Genomic DNA, 22,223 nt, shown 5'->3' with positions numbered 1-22,223 from the left:
TCAACTGTTTTTTTCAATATCACACGCCATTTTTAGACTTGTATATGTGCAATATTGCATCCATCTTGTTGAATCGTTGTTCATATATAACGTATTTCACAGGATGGATGCTAGTCTTATCTTTGAATCAACAGTTTATTTGCTTTTTGATATCCGCGTGGTAAAAGCTGTCCTTTCGTACCGCGCTTGCCGATATATTTGCGCAAATCATCCCCTTTTAATTTTAACTGCTGTTGTCCTGCAAGCACTTGAATTATTTCATCAAGCTTGAATATTGTCATGGACAAAATTTGATCACACCCTTCAAGTTGTATCAATTTATTTCCTTTACCTTTGTTCAATACAGGTAATTCTGCTAAATCAACAATCAACAGGCGTCCTGCTGAACTGAGCAGTGCAACATGCGTGGCATCATCGAGTGGCTGCAGGTTCATGACCTCTGCCCCTTCAGATAAATTCAGGAAAGCTTTCCCGGCTTTGGCACTGGTATCCAGCTGCTTGGCCTGGGTTTTAAAGCCATAGCCTTTGTTGCTTGCTGCTAGAATTTCAGTTTCATCCTCTGCCACCAGAACCTGTTTAAAACCTACCCCACTGCCAGGAGACAGTTTTGAACTGAGCGGCTCACCGAGACCACGTGCGGATGGCAATGTGTTGATGGCCAAGGCATAGCTACGGCCAGTGTCATCTAATACATAAACGCGTTGATTGGATTTGCCCTGTGCATGACTCAAGTACTGATCACCGGCACGGAAATTCAGATTTTCTGCATCGACTTCATGACCTTTGGCACAGCGAATCCAGCCAGCTTCTGATAACACTACTGTCACCGGATCGGCCGGCAACATTTCAGTTTCATTGATCGCAGCAGCTTCAGCACGTTGTACGATTGGCGAACGGCGATCATCACCAAATTTCTTGGCATCGTCTTTCAGCTCAGAAATAATTAGGCTTTTTAAAGATTCCGGATTGGCCAGTTGTTCACGAATCACTGCCGCTTTCGCTTCCAGTTCTTCCTGTTCGCGGCGCATTTCCATTTCTTCAAGCTTGGCCAGATGGCGTAATTTTAGTTCCAGAATCGCTTCGGCCTGAATCTCGTCAATATTAAAACGCTGCATCAGTACCGGCTTTGGCTGATCTTCTTCACGGATAATCTGAATCACTTCATCAATATTCAGATAAGCAATGATCAGACCACCGAGAATATGCAGACGTTTTTCGATCTTGTTCAGATGATATTGTAGACGACGCGTTACCGTGGTTTTACGGATCTCAATCCATTCCAGCAAAATACGACGAATCGATTTCACCTGTGGACGACCATCCGCACCAATCATGTTCATGTTGACGCGGTAGCTGGATTCCAGATCAGTCGTAGCAAATAAGTGACTCATCACCGATTCGGCATCAATACGATTCGAACGCAATACAATCACTAAACGGGTTGGATTGGCATGATCCGATTCATCCCGTACATCACTGACCAATGGCAGTTTTTTGGCCTGCATCTGATCGGCAATCTGAGTGATAATTTTGGAACCTGAGACCTGATATGGCAATTCAGTGATAATAATTTCGTTTTTATCGACGCTATAGACCGCACGCATGCGGTAGCTGCCACGACCTGTGGTCTGAATTTTTAACAGTTCAGCAGGCGGGGTGATAATTTCAGCTTTGGTCGGCAAGTCTGGCGCAGGAATATATTCTGCGATTTTTTCATCGGTCAGGTTCGGATTACGAATCAGGGCAATGGTACCTTTGACTACTTCACGCAAATTATGCGGCGGAATGTCAGTAGCCATACCAACTGCAATGCCAGTGGTACCATTCAGCAAGATATTCGGTACACGTGCTGGCAAGTTCACCGGTTCTTTCATCGAACCATCAAAGTTGTCCTGCCATTCACAGGTACCCTGACCTAGCTCAGACAGCAACAGTTCACTGTACTGGGAAAGCTTGGCTTCGGTATAACGCATCGCTGCGAAAGACTTCGGATCATCCGGAGAACCCCAGTTGCCCTGTCCTTCAATAAACGGGTAACGATAACTAAAGGGCTGCGCCATCAGCACCATGGCTTCATAACAGGCTGAGTCACCATGTGGATGGTATTTACCCAGTACGTCACCGACCGTACGTGCCGATTTCTTCGGTTTGCTGGTCCATTTCAGGCCCAGCTCACTCATGGCATAGACAATCCGGCGCTGTACCGGTTTCAGGCCATCGCTAATATGAGGGAGTGCCCGATCCATAATCACGTACATGGCGTAATTTAGATAAGCTTGTTCGGTAAATTCTGCTACGGAACGGTTTTCTGTCGCATGATGCGCAAGGCTTGTCATAACAACCTATAGTCCTAAATAATTCGTTTTTGTATCAATGTTTCTTATGCTAAGTCGTGGCTGTAGATGACACAAGGGCATCAAATCGTTCAGCGCGACAATTTGTGTCTTATGGCCTAAAAATATCCACTTTATAGGCCCTAAGCAACTAAAAAATCATTCTGTTTATAAGCCCATCGATTCCAGGGTCTTGCCTTTGGTTTCTTCACCCAAAACCAGAATCACGATTGCAACGGCAACCAGAACCGCAGTAAACATGGTGAAGACATAACTGAAACCATTTGGCATGCCCATCAGATGGGTGACAGCAAAAGGTGCTGCGATGCCCCCAATTCGGCCTACTGCGCCAGCCCAGCCTGAACCAAAAGCACGGATATTGGTTGGATATTGTTCTGGTGTATAGGTATAAAGCACGCCCCAAGCACCCAGATTAAAGAAGGACATCAGACAGCCCCAGATCACAATTTCGGTGACACTGCCCGACTGGCCAAAGAAATATGCCGAGATGGCACACATGCCGATGAAACCTGCCAAGGTCGGTTTACGACCGAGTTTTTCGACCAGCCATGCTGCCACCAGATAACCGGGCAACTGCGCTAAAATCATAATCAGCACGTATTCAAAGGACTGGACGATGCTATAGCCTTCTTTGACCAGCAAACTTGGTAACCAGGTAAAAATGCCATAATAAGAAAATATAATGCCGAACCAGATCAGCCACAGCATGAGGGTACGACGCGCAAAGATACCCGACCACAACTGGGTAAATGAAATATGCTGTTTCTCTGCGACCGGCTTCACTTCAAAGATTTCATAAACTTCAACGCCGCATTGACGCTCGATCTTTTTCACCAGTGCCGAAGCTTCTTCTACACGGCCACGGTTAATCAGAAATGGAATAGATTCCGGCACCATTTTCCAGATCACAATCGCATATAGCGCAGGCAGACCACCGATCAGGAAAGCGGTTTGCCAGCCAAAATCCGGAATGACAAAGCGCGATACCAGAGCCGCAACCAACCAGCCCAGTCCCCAGAAGCTTTCCAGCAATACGATAAAACGGCCACGCACATGCGCAGGAATATATTCACTGACCAGCGTCACTGCCACGGGTAACTGTCCACCCAGACCTAAACCGACGATAAAACGAAACACCAACAACCAGGTCAAATTCGGTGCAAAAGCGCAGGCCGCTGTAGCCAAGCTATAAATGACCAGAGTCGCAGCAAAGACTGTTTTACGGCCAAAACGGTCTGCCAGGCCACCTGAACAAATCGCCCCGATTGCCATGCCGACAAAACCGATCGACACTACCCAGCTTTTTTGATCGGCAGTCATCTGCCAGTCTTCGGCCATTTTGGCCAGGATAAAGGAAATCAATCCGGTATCCATCGCATCAAACATCCAGCCCAGTCCAATCACCACCAGCAAGGTGTAGTGAAACCTACCAATCGGTAAGCGTTGTATGCGAGAAACTAAATCCATAACAAAAATCTCTGATCAGGTGGAACGGGAGATGCTGCTTTCTCAACAGGTGGGCTGCTTTGTATTTTTTATACTACGAATTGAGCTGAATGCGGCTATTTTTATTGCCGCACTTCATACATTTAAAAATCAAGATTCGTCTTTGGAAGATGCCGAGTGCTCATCATCATCTTTATAAATGAATTTTGGCATTTCCAGACCAAAATAGATGGCGATTAGACGTAAGCTAAAACCAAAAATCAGGGTAGACAGAATGGTCAGATCCTGCGACAAACCGTAATGACTACAGAGCCAGTAAAAGATCACTGACACAAAGGCAATACTGGCATACAATTCACGGCGGAACACCAGCGGCACATCATTACATAAAATGTCACGCAAAATCCCGCCAGACACTCCGGTCAAAACACCGGCGACGGCGCTGACCACAAAACCATGTCCCATTTCCAGGGCAATCTGGCAGCCAATAATGGTAAAGCCAATGAGACCCAAGGCATCCAGCACTAGGAAGACATTACGTAACTGTCGCATCCATTTGGCAATCAGGATCGTCACGAAGGCTGCGCAACAGGTCAGCACCAGATATTCGGGATGTTTGACCCAGGTCAAGGGATAATGTCCGAGCAGAACATCGCGGACCGAACCGCCACCCAGTGCAGTAACACAAGCAATAATCATCACGCCAAACCAGTCCATGCTGCGCCGGCCAGCGGACAATGCCCCGGTCATGGCTTCAGCGGTAATTGCAATAATATAGATGACGGTCAGTAACATCGCCCTGCTTCCACCTGAGGCTTTGAGATGGCGGCTATTCTAAGCTAAATCTGTGTGAAAGTTATAAGAATCCGGCACAACATTGCTTAAATTTTTTCCCCGAGCCACAAATGCAGGCCTGTTTCATGGTGATGGTCTGGTTTGTAGTCGGATCCAGAAAATACCAGCGACCTTCAAACTTCACAAAATGCGAAGCTTCATGATGAACCTGTGCCTGCTTGCCATCATGATAATGTGCCTTAAACTCGACCAAGGCATGATTTTTATCTAGTTTTTCATTGATTTGAACAAGTTCAAGTTTTAACCACTGATTGGCTTTACTCCATTCACTAATTGCCTGCAGGTCCAGCGCCTGTTGCTGACCCAGCGCAGTCGTGGTTTTAATGTAATCGATTTCATGCTTGGCAAAGGCACTGTAACGGGAACGCATGAGTTGCTGTGCAGTCTCTGCGACCTTTTGCTCTGCATGCAGTGGCTGACAACAGCTGTGATATTCGCCTTGTCCACATGGACATGCTTCTGACATTTCAGTTCCATAAAAATAGCCCGACAATGCGGGCTATTTTAGCAAACTTTACAGGCCAAACATTGGCTAGAGTCTAGTCCTGTGCAGGAAGCTGCGGAATGATATGCACTTTGTCGATCTTATGACCGTCCATCGTCACGACCTCAAAGATATGCCCGTCTGCTTCAAACTTTTCACCACTATGCGGTAAACGTGCCATATGGAACAATACATAACCAGATAAAGTTGAATATTCTTCGGTTTCATTGACCAGATCACGATCCAGCAATAAGGAAACGTGACGAATATCGGTAGAACCATCCAGAATCAGGCTACCATCTTCCAGGCTTTCTGCGGCGGCTTGCAGCTCATCTTCATCCGGGAATTCACCAGCAATCGCTTCCAGTACATCAATTGGGGTGGCAATCCCTTCAATCGAACCATATTCATTCAGGACAATCGCCATCTGCAATGGAGCCTGACGCAATTGCTCCATCACCATCAGTACCTGGGCATTTTCATGCACGATCACCGGTTCACGTAAGTGCTTTTCAAAATCCAGCACCCCGGTTTCAATGTATTCATTCAGGACTTTATGGGTCAGTACCACCCCGGCAATATTGTCCAGTTCACCACGTGCAACGATCAGACGTGAATGACTCATCTGCAATAACTGTTCTTTGATACTGTCAGCATCATTGTCCAGATCAATCCATTCTAGCTCAGGACGCGGTGTCATCACTGATTTGACCGGACGTTCAGACAGACCCAGTACGCCCTGTACCATGACACTATGATAGATGCCATTGTCATCATTAAAGACTTCATCGGCAAAGGCACGGGTTGCCAGAACATCTTCCGGTTCAGAAGAATCATTGTCCTGAGCAGGTTTACCACCCAGCATCCGCATCACTGCTGAAGCAGTACGGTAGCGCATATCCGTAGTAGTCACCATTTTTTCCTGATTGCGTTTCATGGTCTGGTTAATAAATTCGACAATCACCGAGAAACCAATCGCAGCATACAGATAGCCTTTCGGAATATGGAAACCGAAGCCTTCGACCACCAGCGAGAAACCGATCATCATCAGGAAGCCCAGACACAGAATCACTACGGTCGGATGCCTGTTGACGAAATCCATCAGGGCTTTGGATGCCCAGAGCATAATCCCGATGGCAATAATCACGGCAATCATCATGACTGACAGGTCTTTAACCATGCCAACCGCAGTAATCACACTGTCCAATGAGAAAACGGCATCCAGCACCACGATCTGGACAATCACCATCCAGAATACTGCATGGACCGGATTTTCTTCTTTGATGACCGGTTTGGCTTCCAGACGCTCATGCAGTTCCATGGTGCCTTTAAACAGCAGGAACACCCCACCAAACAATAGAATCAGATCTCGACCTGAGAAAGCATGATCAAAGATGTGGAATAGTGGATCAGTGAGGGTCACTACCCAGGCAATCGAGGCCAGTAAGATCAAACGCATCACTAGGGCCAGCATTAAGCCCACAATCCGCGCGGCATTACGCTGTTCTGGTGGCAGTTTCTCCGCCAAAATGGCAATAAAAACCAGATTGTCGATCCCGAGTACAATCTCAAGAACAATTAATGTGAGTAAACCGACCCAGGCTGAAGGGTCCGACATCCATTCAAAGATCATACGCTTGGCTCCTGAAACTCAGGACTGCAGCATTGAATGAACCGAGACTGTAATGAAACAGCATAATATTTTTGATATTGAACAATACCAATTACTTGACGGCGATTTATAGAGTTACACGGCCAACTACCACTACCCATTTTCGTTCTATTGTTGTGAAACCAATTTTTAGTATAGCAAGATCAAATCGAAATTCACCCTTTTTCATGGCTGTTTATCGATGAATTTTGCCTGGCTGTAATGCAGTGAAAATGCAGCTGCTCACAGAATTGTCATATTTATTAATTAAGCTAGAGTCACAAGAAAGAAAAATGATAAGGTGAAGAAAATAAATGCAAAGCGTAATTCAAATGACAGATTATTTTAAAGACAACTCCCCAAAAACAACTCGCCCTCTAGTGGCACTCTATTGTGGTTCACGTGCAGGCAACAAACCGGTTTATTTAGAAAAAGCCATTCATCTCTCGCAAGGACTGGCAGAACATGGTTTCGGACTGGTCTATGGTGGCGCCAGTATCGGCCTGATGGGACAGGTCGCGGATGCCATGATCCAGCACGGCGGTGAAGCCGTTGGGGTGATTCCCGAATTTATGCTGGATTATGAAATTGCCCATAACCAGCTCACTGAATTACATGTGGTGACCAGCATGCATCAACGCAAGGCTATGATGGCTGAGCGGGCCTGTGCCTTTGTAGCACTACCGGGTGGACTGGGCACGTTTGAGGAAATTCTGGAAATTGCCACCTGGGGGCAGCTGAACCAGCACCAGAAACCGATGATGCTGTATAACGTGAATGGTTTCTATGATGCCTTGATTGCACAGCTGGACCGTGCGGTCGAAGATGGTTTTTTACCGCCACAGCATCGCGCCAAACTGATCATTTGCGAACACGAAGAAGAAATTTATACAACTTTAACCAATTTAGGCCATCCGCAAAGATTTGTGGTTTAAACCGTTCCAATTAAGAAAAAAGCGAGCACCTGGCTCGCTTTTTTATTGGATTTTTAATATCAGGACTTATTGACCATAATTCGTCACAAAGTCATAAAACATCGGCAAAGTTGTTGCCAGAATGACCGACATGGCCAGACCGAACATCAGTTTCATGGCATCTGCACTGACATTACGTGAAGTACGATGTTTGTTGACTTCATCCAGAATCATCGACATGGCAAATTCACGACCTGCGAGTAATCCCAGGAATACCCAGGTGGTACTCATTGGAATGTTGCTCCACTCTTTAAAAACTAACAGGATAATGGCATACATGAAGTCGATAATCGTTGCAGCACGAATGTCGGTCACACCGGTTTTGGTGTCGACAATGTTTTGGATAGCCCCGCCACGTTGATACAGAATCACACCCAGCAAGACTACGAATACCGTAATCGCAAACATCAGGAATTCAAACGGTACCTGACGCGGCACATACACGAAGATGTTGGCCAGATCCTGAATCAGCCATTGGCTCCACAGGAAACCGGTAGATACCCACTGCAAGCCCATCCAGACCTTGGAGTGTTCCTGATGACGTGTCTTGGCAAAATGGCGTGCCAGCTGCTTGACCACAAAACGATAGATGACAATCGCCACCACAAAGGCCACCGCATAGCCCATCATCGATTTGACCATCATCGAGCCTAAGCTGGCGGGAGAGAAAATCGTAAGCACCAGGAAAGTGGTACTGACTGGAATCCCGTATTTGGTCAGCATCAACAGTAGAATTGGCGGCACAATGTACAGCCAGGTAATGCCACCTTCAGGGAAAGGAATCGTTTCTAAACGACCGTATGAGGCATCACCCACCCCAGATGCATACCAACCATAGACCAATACGACAATTAAAATTGAGCTGATATAAATCCACAATACCCACCATGGGCGATGTGAATTCGAAGAAATAAATGTCCCTAAGGTTTGAGGTACATCATTTCCGACAATAGAGTAAGCGGCCAAACAGAAGCCGATCACCATCAAAATCTCGATTGTCATAAAAACAAACCTATACGCGAGGAGATTTCAGCAGTGCTGAAAAGTTGGCCCAAGATTATGACGGTTTTATTTCATTTTAATGACAAGACTGTCATATATATGGTCACCTTACAAAAAAGAGCACCGAAGTGCCCTGAATTTAAAAGCTTTTGACTACTTGAGATTTACTTGATAAATCGTGGTACTGCCACTGACTTCATGGCCGACCACCAGGAGGGGTTTCTTATTCGGGGAGTCTTTGGCGGGGATAAATACCAAACCTTCCGGTCCTAAATCACCGGCTTGTCCCATTTCAATCTGCGCTGTAGTCGCTTTAAAATCACGTGAATTCATATATTGCACAAAGACTGGTGATGCAGGTGTAGACACATCATATACCATGATGCCACCGACACGCTCCAGCCCAATAAAGGCAAAGGTTTTTTGACCAATCTGCCCCAAGGTCACCCCTTCAGGTTCCGGCCCTTTATTGTCACTGCGATTATCCAGTCCGGCTTCTTCATGATTAAAGTTGAAAATCTCAGGATGATGTTTGGCAATATACTGCTCAAACTGATCGCCCGAATCCCATACCAGTTCTAAACCGGTCTGCTGATCATTTTCCACCCAGATACTGACCGAGCGTGTACCAAAGCTATATAAATGATCATAGACCAGATTGCCCCGTTCATTCAGTTTGGCTGTACCATCGGCATTTTTTTGATAGCCTTCGGTCCACGTAATATTTAAACGGCCCAACAGATGATCTTCACGGCAGTCTTTGGCATCCCCTACAATAGCACCGCAGTAGGCAAAGTTAGTTGGATTGAGTTCTGCACCTTTGGCCAATACCCGAAGATGGGCTGGTAAATCATCGCCCAGACGGCGGTCAAAACCTTTGGCATGGACCAAGTGTTTCACCCGCCATTCTTCTACAAAGCCCTGGCTGGTATCGTTATTGAAATATGCAGGATTGTTTTCAACCCAGGCACGGGCATCGCCTTCATTGGCAGACACAATATAGGTTTTGCCGGCGACCTCAAAACTTGCAATCGCATCTGGCATATATAAGCCACGTACATTGGCCCAAGTTTGAATATTGATTTTGCCTTTACCGTCGACACCATCCGCATCGCTGACATCCATGCCATGACCCTTCATGCCATGATCTTTGAAGCCAAATGGATAAACAGCGAGTACCTTGGCAGAAGCCACATCAATTTTGGCCAAGGCATTGTTTTCTTGTAAGGCAACCCAGGCGGTTTTTCCATCTTTTGAAACAGTGATGTACTCAGGTTCAAAATCCTGAGCTGTGCTGGCCTTTGGTCCGAAAATGCGGATGCCCTGTTCACGCAATGCTGCTTCCCATCCATTAAAGGCCTTAAAGTCTGCTGTACGAACGATCGGGGCTTTTAAATTGGCCAGACTAATGACAGACACTGAACCTTCTGGATCGACCTGATAATCATCAGAAGGCTCGCCTTCATTGGCCACCAGCAAGCTTTGACCATCCGGTGTGAAAGTCAACATGTCCGGCAAGGCACCCACCTGTACGTGGGCCAGCTTACTCAGGTCTTTGGCCTGATATAAGGCCACATAGCCAGGATCGGTTTTCACAGCAGCCTGAATCGCAATGGCGACAATGCCATTATGTACCGCGACACTGTTGACCTCAGCCTCTGGCGCAATGTCATCGACCGTGATAGATGTTATTTTTTTCGGCTGATCAGGTCGACTTAAATCCAGTACATCCAATACGCCTTCTTTGGCATTGACCACGAATAGGCGTTGACTCTCGGCATCAAAGGCCGGAATTTCTGCTGCACTTTGCGCAAACATACCCGATTCATAAGCAGCTAATTTGCTTAACTCGATCGAGTTCGGTGTAGCCTCGACGATTGGAACCGGTGTTTCATTTTCATTCTCACTTCCACATGCCACCATCCCCACAGCCAGCATGGCCACTATCAAAGACTTTAATTTTAATTTCATTTTTTGTTGATCTATCATGAAGAATTCGTGACCAATTTATAACCAGAGCATTGCAGTGCCATGACAGATCGGTTGCAGTTACTTGACACAACACTGCTATAAAAGTTGACACGCTTTATATACGACAGACTCGACTGATTCCTTTAAACTATTCAAAATTTTCAGTTTTCCAGAATTATGAATGCCACGCCTACGCATCAAGCCTTAGATCCCGAGTTCAGACTGCTGGTCTTGTTGGTCTCGATTGGCTTTTTCATGCAGGGGCTGGATACCACCATTATTAATACCGCCCTACCTGCAATTGCCCAAAATTTGCAGGAAGATCCGCTACGCATGCATAGTGTGGTTGTGGCTTATGTGCTGTCTGTGGCAGCCTGCATTCCTTTAAGTGGCTGGCTGGCAGACCGGTTCGGGGTTAGAAATACCTATTTTGCTGCGATTATTATTTTCTCTTTGGCCTCTTTGGGCTGTGCCTGGTCAAGTAGCCTGAATGAATTATTGGTGTACCGGATCTTTCAAGGGATCGGTGGTGCATTATTGCTGCCGGTCGGCCGTTTGGCGATGCTGAAGATCATTCCCCGTACCCAATTTCTGGCCGCTATGAGCCTGATGAGTCTGGCCGGCCTGATTGGTCCTTTAATTGGGCCGACCCTAGGTGGCTGGATGGTCGAATATCTGTCCTGGCATTGGATTTTCCTGATCAATTTGCCGATTGGCTTGCTGGGCGCACTGATTACCTTTAAGGCCATGCCGAATGTACTTGAACCTACAGTCGCTCGCTTTGATTATTGGGGCTTTATCTTGCTGGTCGTGGCCATGGTGGGCCTCTGTCTGGGAATTGAAAATTTTGCCAGTCCACAAAACTCGCTGTGGTGGAGCCTGAGCCTGATTCTAGCCGGTTTATTGGCCACCTTGGTTTATGCCTATCATTCGCATACCCATAGCAACGCCCTGTTTCGCAGCCGGCTGTTTAAAAATAAAATTTATGCGATTGGTATTTTGGGTAATTTCTTTGCCCGTCTCGGCGGTAACTCGATTCCGTTTTTACTGCCGCTGATGTTGCAGGTGGCTTTCGGTTTCGAACCTTTTATTACCGGTTTATTGATGATTCCGACTGTGCTTGGTTCGCTGGCCTCCAAACCGATTATCCGCAACATCATTCAGCGTTTTGGCTACCGTCGGGTCTTGCTGGTCAATACCTTACTGGTAGGTCTATGTATTGCCAGTTTTGCCCTGACCACGGCGGAAACCCCAATCTGGCTCCGTGCGATTCATTTCTTTATCTTCGGCATTTTAAATTCACTGCAATTCGTGTCGATGAATACCCTGACCTTAAAGGACTTAAGCCAGCAGGATGCCAGTAGCGGCAACAGTTTCCTGTCGATGATCATGATGCTGTCAATGAGTATCGGGGTGGCACTGGCAGGAACACTGGTGAACATGCTGAGTGCCTATTACGGCGCTGACAATCTGGTGGCTGCTTTTCATGTATCACTGATCTGTTTAGGCTGCATCAATATTATTGCGGCCTATATTTTCTGGCATATTCCTAAAAACACCCCGGTTTGATGCGCTATATTCACTTTGGGCTGATTGTAAGTTTTAGGCTAAATCACATATAGGCAAGGACTGAAAATGCAAAAAAATCAGGCTCCGAACAGAGTTCATAAATCGCTCTTGATTGGGCTGGGCATTCTGATCACTGTGATCACGATCGCCATGGTCTATCTCTGCCTGATGAAAGCACCGTCTGCCCATGCAGCCGATTATCCTATTCAGGGTTTTGATGTATCGCATCATCAAAAAGAGATTCAGTGGCAGCAGATTTCGCCTGAAAAATACCGTTTTGTTTATCTGAAAGCCACTGAAGGCGGCAACTTTAAAGACACCCGTTTTCAGGAAAACTGGCTCAAGGCCCGGGAACGCGGCTTTCTGGTCGGTGCCTATCATTTCTATCGCCTCTGCCGCGAGGGTAGCATTCAGGCACAGAACTTTATTGACTCTGTTCCCAATAAACCAGATGCCTTACCGCCAGTGATTGATCTGGAATATGACAGCAAATGCATCAATACCTATTCTAAAGAGCAGCTTTTAAACGAAATTCAGGTGATGCACGATGCCCTGAAAAAACATTATGGCAAGCAGCCGATTTTCTATATTTCTAAAGCTTTTTATAATATTGTACTGGCAGGACATTTTCCTGATGTACCGCTCTGGGTACGTGAATACAAGGGTCTGCCTGATTTAAAAGATCAGCCCAAATGGACGTTTTGGCAACATACCAGTCAGGGGGAAATTTCCGGCATTACCACTCCTGTAGACCTGAATGTATTTTATGGCTCAGAACAGCAATGGCTGGATTTTCTCAAGAAGAATGCGATTGCAGCACCTTCATCTGAAGAGCAGGTGAAATAAAGTTGATCGCCTGAAAATAGGTTCTTTATAAAAACAAAACAATAAGGAAATAAAAAGATTGAAATGGATAAAAGGCGTTTTACTCGGTCTGGTGATTCTTCTCCTGCTCATCGCGGGTATGCTGGCTTATCTGTTGCAAGCTTCAGGAAAACTCAGCGACTTTAAAGCTTGGCAGCCGAAAACTGGTACATCCATTCATGGTCTCACCGTTAAATTTTTCGGTGTGTCCACCCTGTTACTCGATGATGGCCACGATCAGATTCTGATCGATGGTTTCTTTAGCCGGCCATCTTTGTGGCAAGTGCTTAGCCGCCCTATTCAAAGTGACAGGCTACTCCTTGAACAACTGGTGCAGCACCATGAATTGAGCCGAACCCAAGCCATTCTGGTCAGTCATTCGCATTATGACCATGTTCTGGATGTACCGGCCTTACTCTTACTGGAGATGCTTCCCGAAACCGTTGTCGTCGGTTCGCCTAGCACCCTGAATATCGCCCGGGAAAATCCCAAAGTTACTCCACAGCAATTACAGCTGGTTAAGCCAAGGCAAGTACAGCAATGGGGCCATTTTCAGATCACGGCAATTCCCTCACAACATACCCCACCCACAGCGGTAAATGATGATTTAGGCGAAGAGCTGCTGCAGCCTTTAACGCTTCCGGCTAAATTTTCCGAATTTAAGGAAGGTGGCAGTTTCGATTACCTAATTGAACATGCGGGACATAAGATTCTGGTCAAGGCCAGTACCGGATTTATACCAGATCAATTTAAAAACCTACAGGTCGATACTTTATTTTTAGGCATTGCCCAGCTCTCCAGACAATCTTCTGCCTATCAGCAACAATATCTGGCTGAAACTTTGAAAATGCTCAAACCCAAAGTGGTGATTCCGGTGCATTGGGATGATTTTTTTCAGCCTTTAAACCAGCCGCTGCAATTTTTACCCCGTCTTGCCGATGACACCCCAAAAAGTTTGCAACTTCTGATTCAGGCTGCCGAGAGACAAGGGACAAAAGTCGTCCTGCTCAGCGAACCGCAGCCCTATTTACTCAACTCAGCCTTCGCTTCCCAATCCGATTAAAGCCCCTTAAGATAGCGGATATGCGCAAAATTATTCATATCGATATGGATGCGTTTTATGCCTCGGTTGAGCTGCGTGAACGTCCAGAACTGAAAGACTTACCTGTGGTGATAGCCTCGCATCATCCTCGGGCGGTGGTCGCGGCTGCCTCCTATCCGGCACGGGTTTATGGCCTGCGTTCTGCCATGTCCATGGGGCAGGCGCGCAAACTGTGTCCTCAAGTTATCGTGATTGAGCCAGATTTTGCCAAATACCGGCAGGTATCGGCACAGATTCATCAGATCTTCCAACAATATACTTCCCTGATTGAACCACTGTCTCTAGATGAAGCCTTTCTGGATGTCACAGAAAATTTAAAACAAATCCCAAGTGCTACCGAAGTCGCCATGCGAATTCGCGAGGATATTCTTCAAGCCACCGGATTAACCGCTTCTGCTGGAGTAGCACCTAACAAGTTTCTCGCTAAAATTGCTTCGGACTGGCACAAACCGAATGGGATCTGTGTGATTAAGCCGTCACAAGTTCAGGGATTTATCCAGAATCTACCCCTGAAAAAAATTCCCGGTGTGGGGAAAGTCACCCAAGAAAAACTGAAAAGCCTGAATCTAGAAACTTTAGGCGATTTACAGCAAATTGATGAAGCCTTACTGATTCAGCAATTTGGCAAATATGGACGGCGGCTATTTTTGTATGCTCAAGGCATTGATGAACGGCCGGTCGAAGTGGAACGGGAACGCCAGCAAATTTCCAAAGAAACCACTTTTGATGATGACCTGCATCTGAACCAATGTCGCCCCTATTGGGAACCTTTACTTGGACAAGTATGGCAAAGTCTGCAAAAGAAACAGCTTTCAGCTCGCGGCGTTACGGTCAAATTAAAACTCAAGAATTTTCAGGTGATGCAACACAGTAAAAGTTTTAAACAGGTGCTGCGTAGCCCACAGGAATTAGCCCAAGCCTTGGACTTACTGCTCGACGACCTGCATATTGCCCCGCAGATGCAATTTCGGCTGATCGGCGTCGGCGTGTATCAGCTCAGCGTCCCCGAAACTGAAACCCAGTTATTGCTACTCTAAACCTTTTTTGATCACGTTTTAGGCATCAGTTTAAAAATACGGCAACTTTGTTTTTACATTTTGATTTTTTAGAGTACTCTATCTGCGCAATGCATTATCCATGTATGTGCTGAGATGCTGAAAATCACCTTTACTTTCAGCATGCTGTCCTGTGATTAGCGTGACGATCAAATCCGAATATTGCAGGGCAACTCTGATGTAACTCATGGAATCCCCTCCTGCATGTCTTCTGTAAATTCTTCTGTTGTTCAAGAACAACGCGCACGTAAAGCTGCGCTGTCTAGTTTTGTTGGTGCTGTTGTCGATTGGTATGATTTTCTCCTTTATGGCATTGTTGCAGCCTTAATTTTTAAAGATCAGTTTTTCCCCAGTATTGGCGAGAACATGGGCACCTTGGCGGCACTGGCCACCTTTGGGGTCGGCTTCCTGTTTCGTCCTTTAGGTGGTGTGGTATTTGGTCACTTTGGTGACAAGCTCGGCCGTAAAAAAATGCTGGTACTTACGGTAATCCTGATGGGAATTTCCACGGTCGGGATTGGTCTGCTGCCAAATTTTGAAGCAATTGGCTGGTGGGCTCCGGTACTGCTGGTGTTTTGCCGTGCCTTACAAGGCTTTGCTGTCGGTGGTGAATGGGGCGGCGCAGCTCTGATGGCAGTTGAAAATGCACCCAAGGGTAAAAAAGCCTTTTATAGCAGTGGCGTTCAGGTCGGTTACGGCGTCGGTTTGGTTCTGGCGACCGGTGCAGTGTCGATTATTATTGCGACACTGGGTGAAGAAGCCTTTGCCGAGTGGGCATGGCGTATTCCCTTTCTGGCCAGCATCGTACTGTTAGCTGTGGCAATGTGGATCCGCCGTGATCAGGATGAATCGCAAGAGTTTGTAGAAAAGGTGGTGAAAGCAGACCATCAGCCAGAAAAGCTGCCGATCTTGCAGGCCATTAGCAAACATCCTAAAGCTTTCTTTTATATCATTGCCTTACGTCTAACCGAATTGCTGACCATGTATCTGGTTACCAACTTTGCCCTGAACTATTCGACCAGTAATCTGGGCATGGATAAACAGTTCTTTCTGAATATCACCCTGATGGTCGGAGCTATTAGCTGTTTCAGTATTCCATTTTTTGCCTGGCTGGCGGATAAATTCAATCATCAGAAAATGTGTGTCTGGGGTGGTTTGATTGGTGCGCTTTCAGCCTTTCCCTTCTTTATGGCACTCGATGCACAAAACACCTGGATGATTATCGTCGGGGCAATTTTACTGGCGAACATCGCACACGATATGGTGGTTAGTGTCCATCAACCGATTTTCACCTCCTTGTTTGGCACAGAATACCGCTACAGCGGTGCCGGAGTTGGTTATCAGGTGGCGAGTATCATTGGTGGGGGTTTTACCCCATTTATTGCAGCGGCACTGGTGATTTGGGCGGATGGTTCATGGCATTATGTAGCCATCTATCTGGCGGTGGGTTGTCTGCTGACTGCATTGGTCGCAGCCCTGATGCCCAAAACTCAGGATGAACAACATGACAGTTGAACGTTTACACGTATCGAAACGCTTTTCGGAAATTGCTATTGCCGGTAATCTGGTACATCTTGCCGGCCAGCTGGCCACAGATGTTGAACTGGATATTAAAGGGCAAACCCAACAGACTTTAGATATTATTGACCAGTTTCTGACAGATGCCGGTACCGACAAAAGTCACATCATGTCGGTAACTATCTATTTGAAAGACATTGAAAAAGATTATGCAGCCTTCAATGAAGTCTGGGATGCCTGGGTCGCTGATATCGAAGCCCTGCCTCGTACCTGTGTCGAAGCAAAACTCTATGATCCACGGGTATTGGTCGAACTGACTGTCGTGGCGGTTAAACCGGAATAATGTTTCAAGATCGATATTCATAAAAAAAAGCATGCTTCTGGCATGCCTTTTTGTTTTAACCGACTGCTTTGATTTTACTGCGCTCTAAATCCGAATATAAATAATATTTTTTCAGATCATTGCTAACTGTATATTTGGGCATTTTCTGCATTTGCGCTTGCTCCTGCAAGAAGTCCTGGCGCAACTGATAATATTCTGGCACATCATCGTAACGAATTACCCGATAACCTGCCATGGTTAGTAATGCATCCTGAAAACCCGTCTGCTGGGGACGCTTCAAAATTAATGGGTCATCTACTCCCACCACGGCTAGAATCTGGTGCTGCTGATCCAGAATTACAAAATCTGCAGTCAGGTTGCGGTACTTATGTCGAGTCCGGTTAAATTTAGTCGTCATTAAGGCATCATAGGAAACATGTGCCAGAATAATGTATTCAGGTAATACTTCTCTCAGGCGAGTGAAGGTCAATTGCTCATTCAGGTTAAAAATAGCACGCTGCTTTAACGCGCTGTCTTGTGGTTTGGAATTATTTCCGAGCTTTTTCCATGCCATGAGCACGACACAGAAGAGCAGGAAACTCCCAATCATAATATAGGTGGTCATGCCTAAATCCTTGCATTCTTATAATCATTTTTGTTTTATTGTTGTGCAGTATAAACCCACGCTTTATTTTAAATAGAGCTAACAACCAATCTGTTTAAATACCCATACAACCAGTATCAAAACTCGATTCTGTGTTACCTAAAGTGACATCTCTCTAGATGCCAATGAAAGTGGATTTAAAGTACTGATAATGCACTCTAAAACATCCATGGAATTGATCGCAATACATATCTGCCCAACTGTAGGACAATTCCGACAAAGTGTTATTTTTATATCACTTTTTTAAAGAACTTAGTCCAAATAATATATTCTTTTACACTTTCACCGAACAAGCTCAGGCTACGTTACTTTACCCAAGAGCTAAAAAAAGACACCGAAGTGTCTTTTTTATTAACTTAATTATGCACGTGATTTGGACTTCGCTTTAGGCTTTGGCCCACCAAACGGTTTTTTGGCATCGCCTGTTTCACGTGGTGGTAAACCAGTGTGCTGGGTCAGAATTTGACCACGTTCAGGACGTTTCTTGGTATTTGAAGGACGTGACTGAGCTTGTGCAGCCTTGCTACGATTACCTTGCTCACCGGTACGTTTTTGCGAATCACCTGCAACCGTCGAGTTTTTCTTACGCGCCGATTGATACTGACCGTCTGCGCTGCCTACAGGCTGATAAGTCGGAATCAAATGCTGTTTCGAATTACCAATCAAATCCTGACGACCCATTTCTTTCAGGGCTTCACGCAATAACGGCCAGTTGTTCGAATCATGATAACGCAAGAAAGCTTTGTGCAGACGACGACGTTTCTCACCTTTCACAATGTCGACATTTTCAGTATAACGCGCCACTTTCGCCAGCGGGTTTTTACCAGTGTAGTACATGGTGGTTGCAGTCGCCATTGGTGAAGGATAGAAGGTCTGTACCTGATCAGCACGGAAACCATTCTTCTTCAACCAAATCGCCAGATTCATCATGTCGTAATCGGTGGTACCCGGATGCGCCGCGATGAAGTAAGGAATCAAGTATTGTTCCTTACCGGCTTCTTTACTATAACGATCAAACATTTGCTTGAAGCGGTCATACGTCCCAATACCCGGCTTCATCATTTTATTGAGTGGGCCTTTCTCGGTATGCTCAGGTGCAATCTTCAAGTAACCACCCACATGATGGGTTACAAGTTCTTTGACATATTCAGGGTTTAAAACCGCCAGGTCATAACGTAGGCCTGAACCAATCAGAATCTTTTTAATGCCTGGTAAAGAGCGCGCTTTACGGTATAACTGCGTCAATGGCGCATGGTCGGTATGCAGGTTTTGGCACACGCCCGGGAATACACATGACGGTTTACGACAGTTCTTTTCAATCTCAGGATCTTTACAGGCCAAACGGTACATGTTGGCTGTTGGGCCACCCAAGTCCGAGATAATACCCGTGAAGCCCGGTGCGGTATCACGGATTTTTTCTACTTCACGCAAAATTGATTCTTCAGAACGGTTCTGAATAATACGACCTTCATGCTCTGTGATTGAACAGAAAGTACAACCACCGAAACAACCACGCATGATATTCACAGAGAACTTGATCATGTCGAATGCCGGGAAACGTGCATTGCCATAAGCAGGATGCGGCAGACGTGCATAAGGCAAGTCAAACACATAGTCCATTTCTTCGGTAGTCAACGGAATTGGCGGCGCATTCAGCCAGACATCACGTTCACCATGCTTTTGCACCATGGCACGCGCATTCCCTGGATTGGTTTCCAAATGCAGAATACGGTTGGCATGTGCGTAGAGCACTGGATCTGCAGCCACTTCTTCAAAAGCAGGCAAACGAATTACGGCCAATTCGCGCGGCGGTAACTTATGTTTAATCGCTTTAGAAGCCGGTTGCAGTTGCACAATTTGCGTATCAGGATCTAAGTCATCCCCTGCTCGCACAATCGGATTAGCTACATGTTCTTTTTGAAAACCTTGGTACTGGCTAGAATCTTTCCCTTGTTCAATCTCACAACCGTCGATATCTTCAGTCATGACATAAGGGTTAATAATTGGATCCACACGGCCAATCGCATCCACATCATTCGATGCGATTTCAACAAATTTGGCTTTAGAGGCACGGTTGTGTTTATTCACAATAAACGCTGTACCGCGAACATCAGTAATCTCGTGAATTTTCTCGCCACGCGCCAGACGATGCATAATTTCAGTGATTGAGCGTTCACCATTGCCGTACATCAAAAGATCGGCTTTTGAATCCATCAAGACTGAACGACGGACTTTGTCTGACCAGTAATCATAATGCGCAATACGACGTAACGATGCTTCAATACCGCCGAGCAATACCGGTACATCCGGATAAGCTTCACGGACACGCTGACAATACACGGTTGCCGCACGGTCTGGACGTTTGTTTGGCTGATTGTCTGGTGAATAGGCATCATCAGAACGGATTTTACGGTCAGCCGTATAACGGTTGATCATGGAATCCATGTTACCTGCCGTCACACCCCAGGCAATATTCGGTTTACCCAAAACGCGGAACGCATCCACGCTGGTCCAGTCTGGCTGTGCAATAATGCCGACACGGAAGCCTTGGGCTTCCAAAGTACGGCCAATAATGCCTGAACAGAAAGATGGATGATCGATATAAGCATCACCACAAACTAAAATAAAATCACAGCTGTCCCAGCCGAGTTGATCCATTTCCTCGCGTGACATCGGCAAAAATGGCGCAGGGTCAAAACAAGACGCCCAATATTTGTCGTAATCAAACAACGCTTTTGGCGCAGTCTGCATGGTATAAGCAGTAGACATGGCTAGCAATTCTCGGCTGGCAGATGATAGGAGATCTAAAAATAAGATCAAAGATGAAAGCCGATTATTTTACCATGAATCAGCCCTAGCTTGCTTGATTATAATTTATACAAAATCAGAGACTAACTGAATCACTTTCTATTTGTCCCTTAAATCTAAAGTTTAAATATTTCAAAAAAGAAATTTATCTTATTTATTAGGTTGAAAGACTGGACAGAATCTCTAATTTGAACGGAGTTTTAAACTGAATGACAAACCCGTCAGTAATAACGCGGCAATAAACACAGTTAATCCTATCCAGCCATAGCTTTCCCACACCAATCCGCTTGAGCTCCCCAACACGCTTGAACCCAGGTAATAGCAAAATAAATACAGCGACGAACCGACTGCCCGATACTGTAGCGACTGGATCGACACCCAGCTACTGGCGGTCGAATGGGCAGCGAAGAAAGAAAAAGTAAAAATCAGCAATCCAATAAAAACAATAACCAACTGATCAATCAGCATCAGCGCCAAGCCCACAAGCATCATCAGGATCATGGCTGCCAATATTCTGAATTTGCCATAATGCCGTCCCCAGTGTGCTGCTCGAGGGGAGCTATAAATACCAGCCAAATAAGTAATCGAAATCACGCCAATCCAGACATGAGATAACTCAAATGGCGCTTGGATCAAGCGATAACTCAGATAATTAAATACCGAGACAAAGCAGCCCATCAAGATAAAACCTTGCAGGAATAAAACCCGAAGTTTCGGATCAGCGAGATTCTGCCTAAATGAGTTTTTAAAACGATTCAGCTTGATTGGATAGGCTTTAAAATGTTGTGAAGCGGGTAATAGGTAATAAAATAAGCCTGCAATACAGAGATTTAAAATACCAATCATCAAAGTAGCAGATTGCCAAGAGATAAAATCGACTAACACCCCAGCAATTAAACGTCCGCCCATACCGCCAATCGCTGTGCCAGAAATATACAAACCCATAGCAAAACCGATATCTTTTTCTGCAATTTCTTCCCCGATATAAGTCATCGCGACTGCAGCGACACCACTGACTGTCAATCCAATCATTATTCGTGTAGTCAGAAACACGGACCAGATCGGCAATATTGCACTTAATAGTAATAATACTGAGACTAAAAATAGAGACCAGACCATAATCGGCTTACGACCAAATCGGTCCGAGATCAGCCCAGTAAAAATAAGACCAACTGCCAAGGCAATGGTAGAAAAAGATAAAGGGAAACTGCTTTGAGTCGGGCTGACCTGGAAATAATCAGCCAGAATCGGCATCATGGGCTGTACGCAATACAGTGATGAAAAAATGGCAAAGCCAGCAAGAAATAAGGAAAAGAGCACTGCTTTAAAAGCAGAAGAGCCATATTCAATATGGCTTGAAGATGAATTTGAGGACATATCCGCTCCATAGACCGGTTCAGTATACGCCTCTCAATATTATTTTTATGTGATGTTTCGGTCGAAATGGCATGTAAATAACAGTGATTTGACTAAATCCCGCACATAAAAAAACACCCCCAACTGTTAAGTTGGGGGTGTTTTGAATAATGAGCTGGCGATGACTTACTCTCACATGGGTAACCCCACACTACCATCAGCGCTAAG

At 45.7% G+C, this 22,223-nt stretch carries 18 protein-coding genes; 7 read left to right on the top strand and 11 right to left on the bottom strand.

The window, feature by feature from the left end:
• Positions 1 to 116: 116 nt before the first annotated feature.
• The 5 genes from parC to PV763_RS07310 form a co-directional block, all read right to left on the bottom strand.
• Positions 117 to 2,336, bottom strand: coding sequence for a DNA topoisomerase IV subunit A (gene parC / locus PV763_RS07330; protein WP_420937553.1), 2,220 nt, complete (start codon positions 2,334 to 2,336; stop codon positions 117 to 119).
• A 165-nt stretch (positions 2,337 to 2,501) separates the two neighbouring features.
• Positions 2,502 to 3,821: an MFS transporter gene (locus tag PV763_RS07325; protein ID WP_420937552.1), complete on the bottom strand. Its 1,320-nt coding sequence runs from the start codon at positions 3,819 to 3,821 to the stop codon at positions 2,502 to 2,504.
• 129 nt (positions 3,822 to 3,950) lie between these two features.
• A complete protein-coding gene (locus PV763_RS07320) occupies positions 3,951 to 4,595 on the bottom strand; it encodes a trimeric intracellular cation channel family protein (protein WP_004644893.1) in 645 nt (214 codons plus the stop codon).
• Between the two features lie 61 nt (positions 4,596 to 4,656).
• Positions 4,657 to 5,121, bottom strand: a complete 465-nt coding sequence (locus PV763_RS07315; RefSeq protein ID WP_253147161.1) for a YchJ family protein — start codon at positions 5,119 to 5,121, stop codon at positions 4,657 to 4,659.
• Positions 5,122 to 5,194: 73 nt separating this feature from the next.
• On the bottom strand, positions 5,195 to 6,772 hold the full coding sequence (locus tag PV763_RS07310) for a TerC family protein (protein ID WP_420937551.1): 1,578 nt from the start codon (positions 6,770 to 6,772) through the stop codon (positions 5,195 to 5,197).
• A gap of 332 nt (positions 6,773 to 7,104) precedes the next feature.
• Between PV763_RS07310 and PV763_RS07305 the strand changes: the two genes are divergently transcribed.
• Positions 7,105 to 7,725 (top strand): TIGR00730 family Rossman fold protein, encoded by a 621-nt coding sequence (locus PV763_RS07305; protein ID WP_004732555.1) that lies wholly within the window; start codon positions 7,105 to 7,107, stop codon positions 7,723 to 7,725.
• A 66-nt stretch (positions 7,726 to 7,791) separates the two neighbouring features.
• Here the strand turns inward: PV763_RS07305 and PV763_RS07300 are convergent, their stop codons facing one another.
• On the bottom strand, positions 7,792 to 8,766 hold the full coding sequence (locus PV763_RS07300) for a hypothetical protein (RefSeq protein WP_420937550.1): 975 nt from the start codon (positions 8,764 to 8,766) through the stop codon (positions 7,792 to 7,794).
• Between the two features lie 153 nt (positions 8,767 to 8,919).
• A complete protein-coding gene (locus tag PV763_RS07295; RefSeq protein WP_420937577.1) occupies positions 8,920 to 10,737 on the bottom strand; it encodes a choice-of-anchor I family protein in 1,818 nt (605 codons plus the stop codon).
• 177 nt (positions 10,738 to 10,914) lie between these two features.
• Here PV763_RS07295 and mdtD point away from each other — a divergent pair, with 177 nt between their 5' ends.
• The 4 genes from mdtD (at position 10,915) to dinB (ending at position 15,309) form a co-directional block, all read left to right on the top strand.
• A complete protein-coding gene (gene mdtD / locus PV763_RS07290) occupies positions 10,915 to 12,306 on the top strand; it encodes a multidrug transporter subunit MdtD (RefSeq protein ID WP_005249647.1) in 1,392 nt (463 codons plus the stop codon).
• A 66-nt stretch (positions 12,307 to 12,372) separates the two neighbouring features.
• Complete coding sequence (locus PV763_RS07285; RefSeq protein WP_191112178.1) at positions 12,373 to 13,152, top strand: GH25 family lysozyme; 780 nt, start codon at positions 12,373 to 12,375, stop codon at positions 13,150 to 13,152.
• 58 nt (positions 13,153 to 13,210) lie between these two features.
• Complete coding sequence (locus PV763_RS07280) at positions 13,211 to 14,233, top strand: MBL fold metallo-hydrolase (protein ID WP_420937549.1); 1,023 nt, start codon at positions 13,211 to 13,213, stop codon at positions 14,231 to 14,233.
• Between the two features lie 20 nt (positions 14,234 to 14,253).
• The gene (dinB, locus tag PV763_RS07275; RefSeq protein WP_420937548.1) at positions 14,254 to 15,309 is read left to right on the top strand and encodes a DNA polymerase IV; all 1,056 of its coding nucleotides are present in this window, start codon (positions 14,254 to 14,256) and stop codon (positions 15,307 to 15,309) included.
• Between the two features lie 78 nt (positions 15,310 to 15,387).
• Here dinB and PV763_RS07270 read toward each other — a convergent pair whose 3' ends face one another.
• Entirely contained in the window at positions 15,388 to 15,516 is a 129-nt protein-coding gene (locus PV763_RS07270) for a hypothetical protein (RefSeq protein WP_004732574.1), read from the bottom strand.
• 15 nt (positions 15,517 to 15,531) lie between these two features.
• On the opposite strand from PV763_RS07270, the gene shiA reads away from it, so the two are divergent.
• Both shiA and PV763_RS07260 read left to right on the top strand, forming a co-directional pair.
• Positions 15,532 to 16,842: a shikimate transporter gene (gene shiA / locus PV763_RS07265; protein ID WP_004732577.1), complete on the top strand. Its 1,311-nt coding sequence runs from the start codon at positions 15,532 to 15,534 to the stop codon at positions 16,840 to 16,842.
• Complete coding sequence (locus PV763_RS07260) at positions 16,832 to 17,188, top strand: RidA family protein (protein ID WP_004732579.1); 357 nt, start codon at positions 16,832 to 16,834, stop codon at positions 17,186 to 17,188. Before shiA ends, PV763_RS07260 begins: the two co-directional genes overlap by 11 nt.
• Positions 17,189 to 17,243: 55 nt before the next feature.
• On the opposite strand, the gene PV763_RS07255 is transcribed toward PV763_RS07260, so the two are convergent.
• The 3 genes from PV763_RS07255 to PV763_RS07245 form a co-directional block, all read right to left on the bottom strand.
• Positions 17,244 to 17,792, bottom strand: a complete 549-nt coding sequence (locus tag PV763_RS07255; RefSeq protein ID WP_004732580.1) for a DUF2726 domain-containing protein — start codon at positions 17,790 to 17,792, stop codon at positions 17,244 to 17,246.
• 399 nt (positions 17,793 to 18,191) lie between these two features.
• On the bottom strand, positions 18,192 to 20,600 hold the full coding sequence (locus PV763_RS07250) for a YgiQ family radical SAM protein (protein WP_420937547.1): 2,409 nt from the start codon (positions 20,598 to 20,600) through the stop codon (positions 18,192 to 18,194).
• A gap of 222 nt (positions 20,601 to 20,822) precedes the next feature.
• Positions 20,823 to 22,016, bottom strand: coding sequence for an MFS transporter (locus tag PV763_RS07245; protein ID WP_420937546.1), 1,194 nt, complete (start codon positions 22,014 to 22,016; stop codon positions 20,823 to 20,825).
• Positions 22,017 to 22,223 lie beyond the last annotated feature (207 nt).

The sequence above is a fragment of the Acinetobacter sp. AS5 genome (genome assembly GCF_048957595.1).
Classification (GTDB): Bacteria; Pseudomonadota; Gammaproteobacteria; order Pseudomonadales; family Moraxellaceae; genus Acinetobacter.
The sequence above is the reverse complement of the archived record's forward strand: the minus strand, read 5'-3'. Positions and strand labels throughout refer to the sequence as shown.

Excerpts from the sequence above, each read along its gene's own strand:
- PV763_RS07295 (WP_420937577.1), bottom strand. The coding sequence starts at position 10,737 with ATGAAATTAAAATTAAAGTCTTTGATAGTGGCCATGCTGGCTGTGGGG.
- PV763_RS07285 (WP_191112178.1), top strand. The coding sequence starts at position 12,373 with ATGCAAAAAAATCAGGCTCCGAACAGAGTTCATAAATCGCTCTTGATT.
- parC (WP_420937553.1), bottom strand. The coding sequence starts at position 2,336 with ATGACAAGCCTTGCGCATCATGCGACAGAAAACCGTTCCGTAGCAGAA.
- PV763_RS07270 (WP_004732574.1), bottom strand. The coding sequence starts at position 15,516 with ATGAGTTACATCAGAGTTGCCCTGCAATATTCGGATTTGATCGTCACG.
- PV763_RS07320 (WP_004644893.1), bottom strand. The coding sequence starts at position 4,595 with ATGTTACTGACCGTCATCTATATTATTGCAATTACCGCTGAAGCCATG.
- PV763_RS07310 (WP_420937551.1), bottom strand. The coding sequence starts at position 6,772 with ATGATCTTTGAATGGATGTCGGACCCTTCAGCCTGGGTCGGTTTACTC.
- PV763_RS07325 (WP_420937552.1), bottom strand. The coding sequence starts at position 3,821 with ATGGATTTAGTTTCTCGCATACAACGCTTACCGATTGGTAGGTTTCAC.
- PV763_RS07255 (WP_004732580.1), bottom strand. The coding sequence starts at position 17,792 with ATGACCACCTATATTATGATTGGGAGTTTCCTGCTCTTCTGTGTCGTG.
- shiA (WP_004732577.1), top strand. The coding sequence starts at position 15,532 with ATGTCTTCTGTAAATTCTTCTGTTGTTCAAGAACAACGCGCACGTAAA.
- PV763_RS07250 (WP_420937547.1), bottom strand. The coding sequence starts at position 20,600 with ATGTCTACTGCTTATACCATGCAGACTGCGCCAAAAGCGTTGTTTGAT.
- PV763_RS07245 (WP_420937546.1), bottom strand. The coding sequence starts at position 22,016 with ATGTCCTCAAATTCATCTTCAAGCCATATTGAATATGGCTCTTCTGCT.
- PV763_RS07315 (WP_253147161.1), bottom strand. The coding sequence starts at position 5,121 with ATGTCAGAAGCATGTCCATGTGGACAAGGCGAATATCACAGCTGTTGT.
- PV763_RS07300 (WP_420937550.1), bottom strand. The coding sequence starts at position 8,766 with ATGACAATCGAGATTTTGATGGTGATCGGCTTCTGTTTGGCCGCTTAC.
- mdtD (WP_005249647.1), top strand. The coding sequence starts at position 10,915 with ATGAATGCCACGCCTACGCATCAAGCCTTAGATCCCGAGTTCAGACTG.
- PV763_RS07260 (WP_004732579.1), top strand. The coding sequence starts at position 16,832 with ATGACAGTTGAACGTTTACACGTATCGAAACGCTTTTCGGAAATTGCT.
- PV763_RS07305 (WP_004732555.1), top strand. The coding sequence starts at position 7,105 with ATGCAAAGCGTAATTCAAATGACAGATTATTTTAAAGACAACTCCCCA.
- dinB (WP_420937548.1), top strand. The coding sequence starts at position 14,254 with ATGCGCAAAATTATTCATATCGATATGGATGCGTTTTATGCCTCGGTT.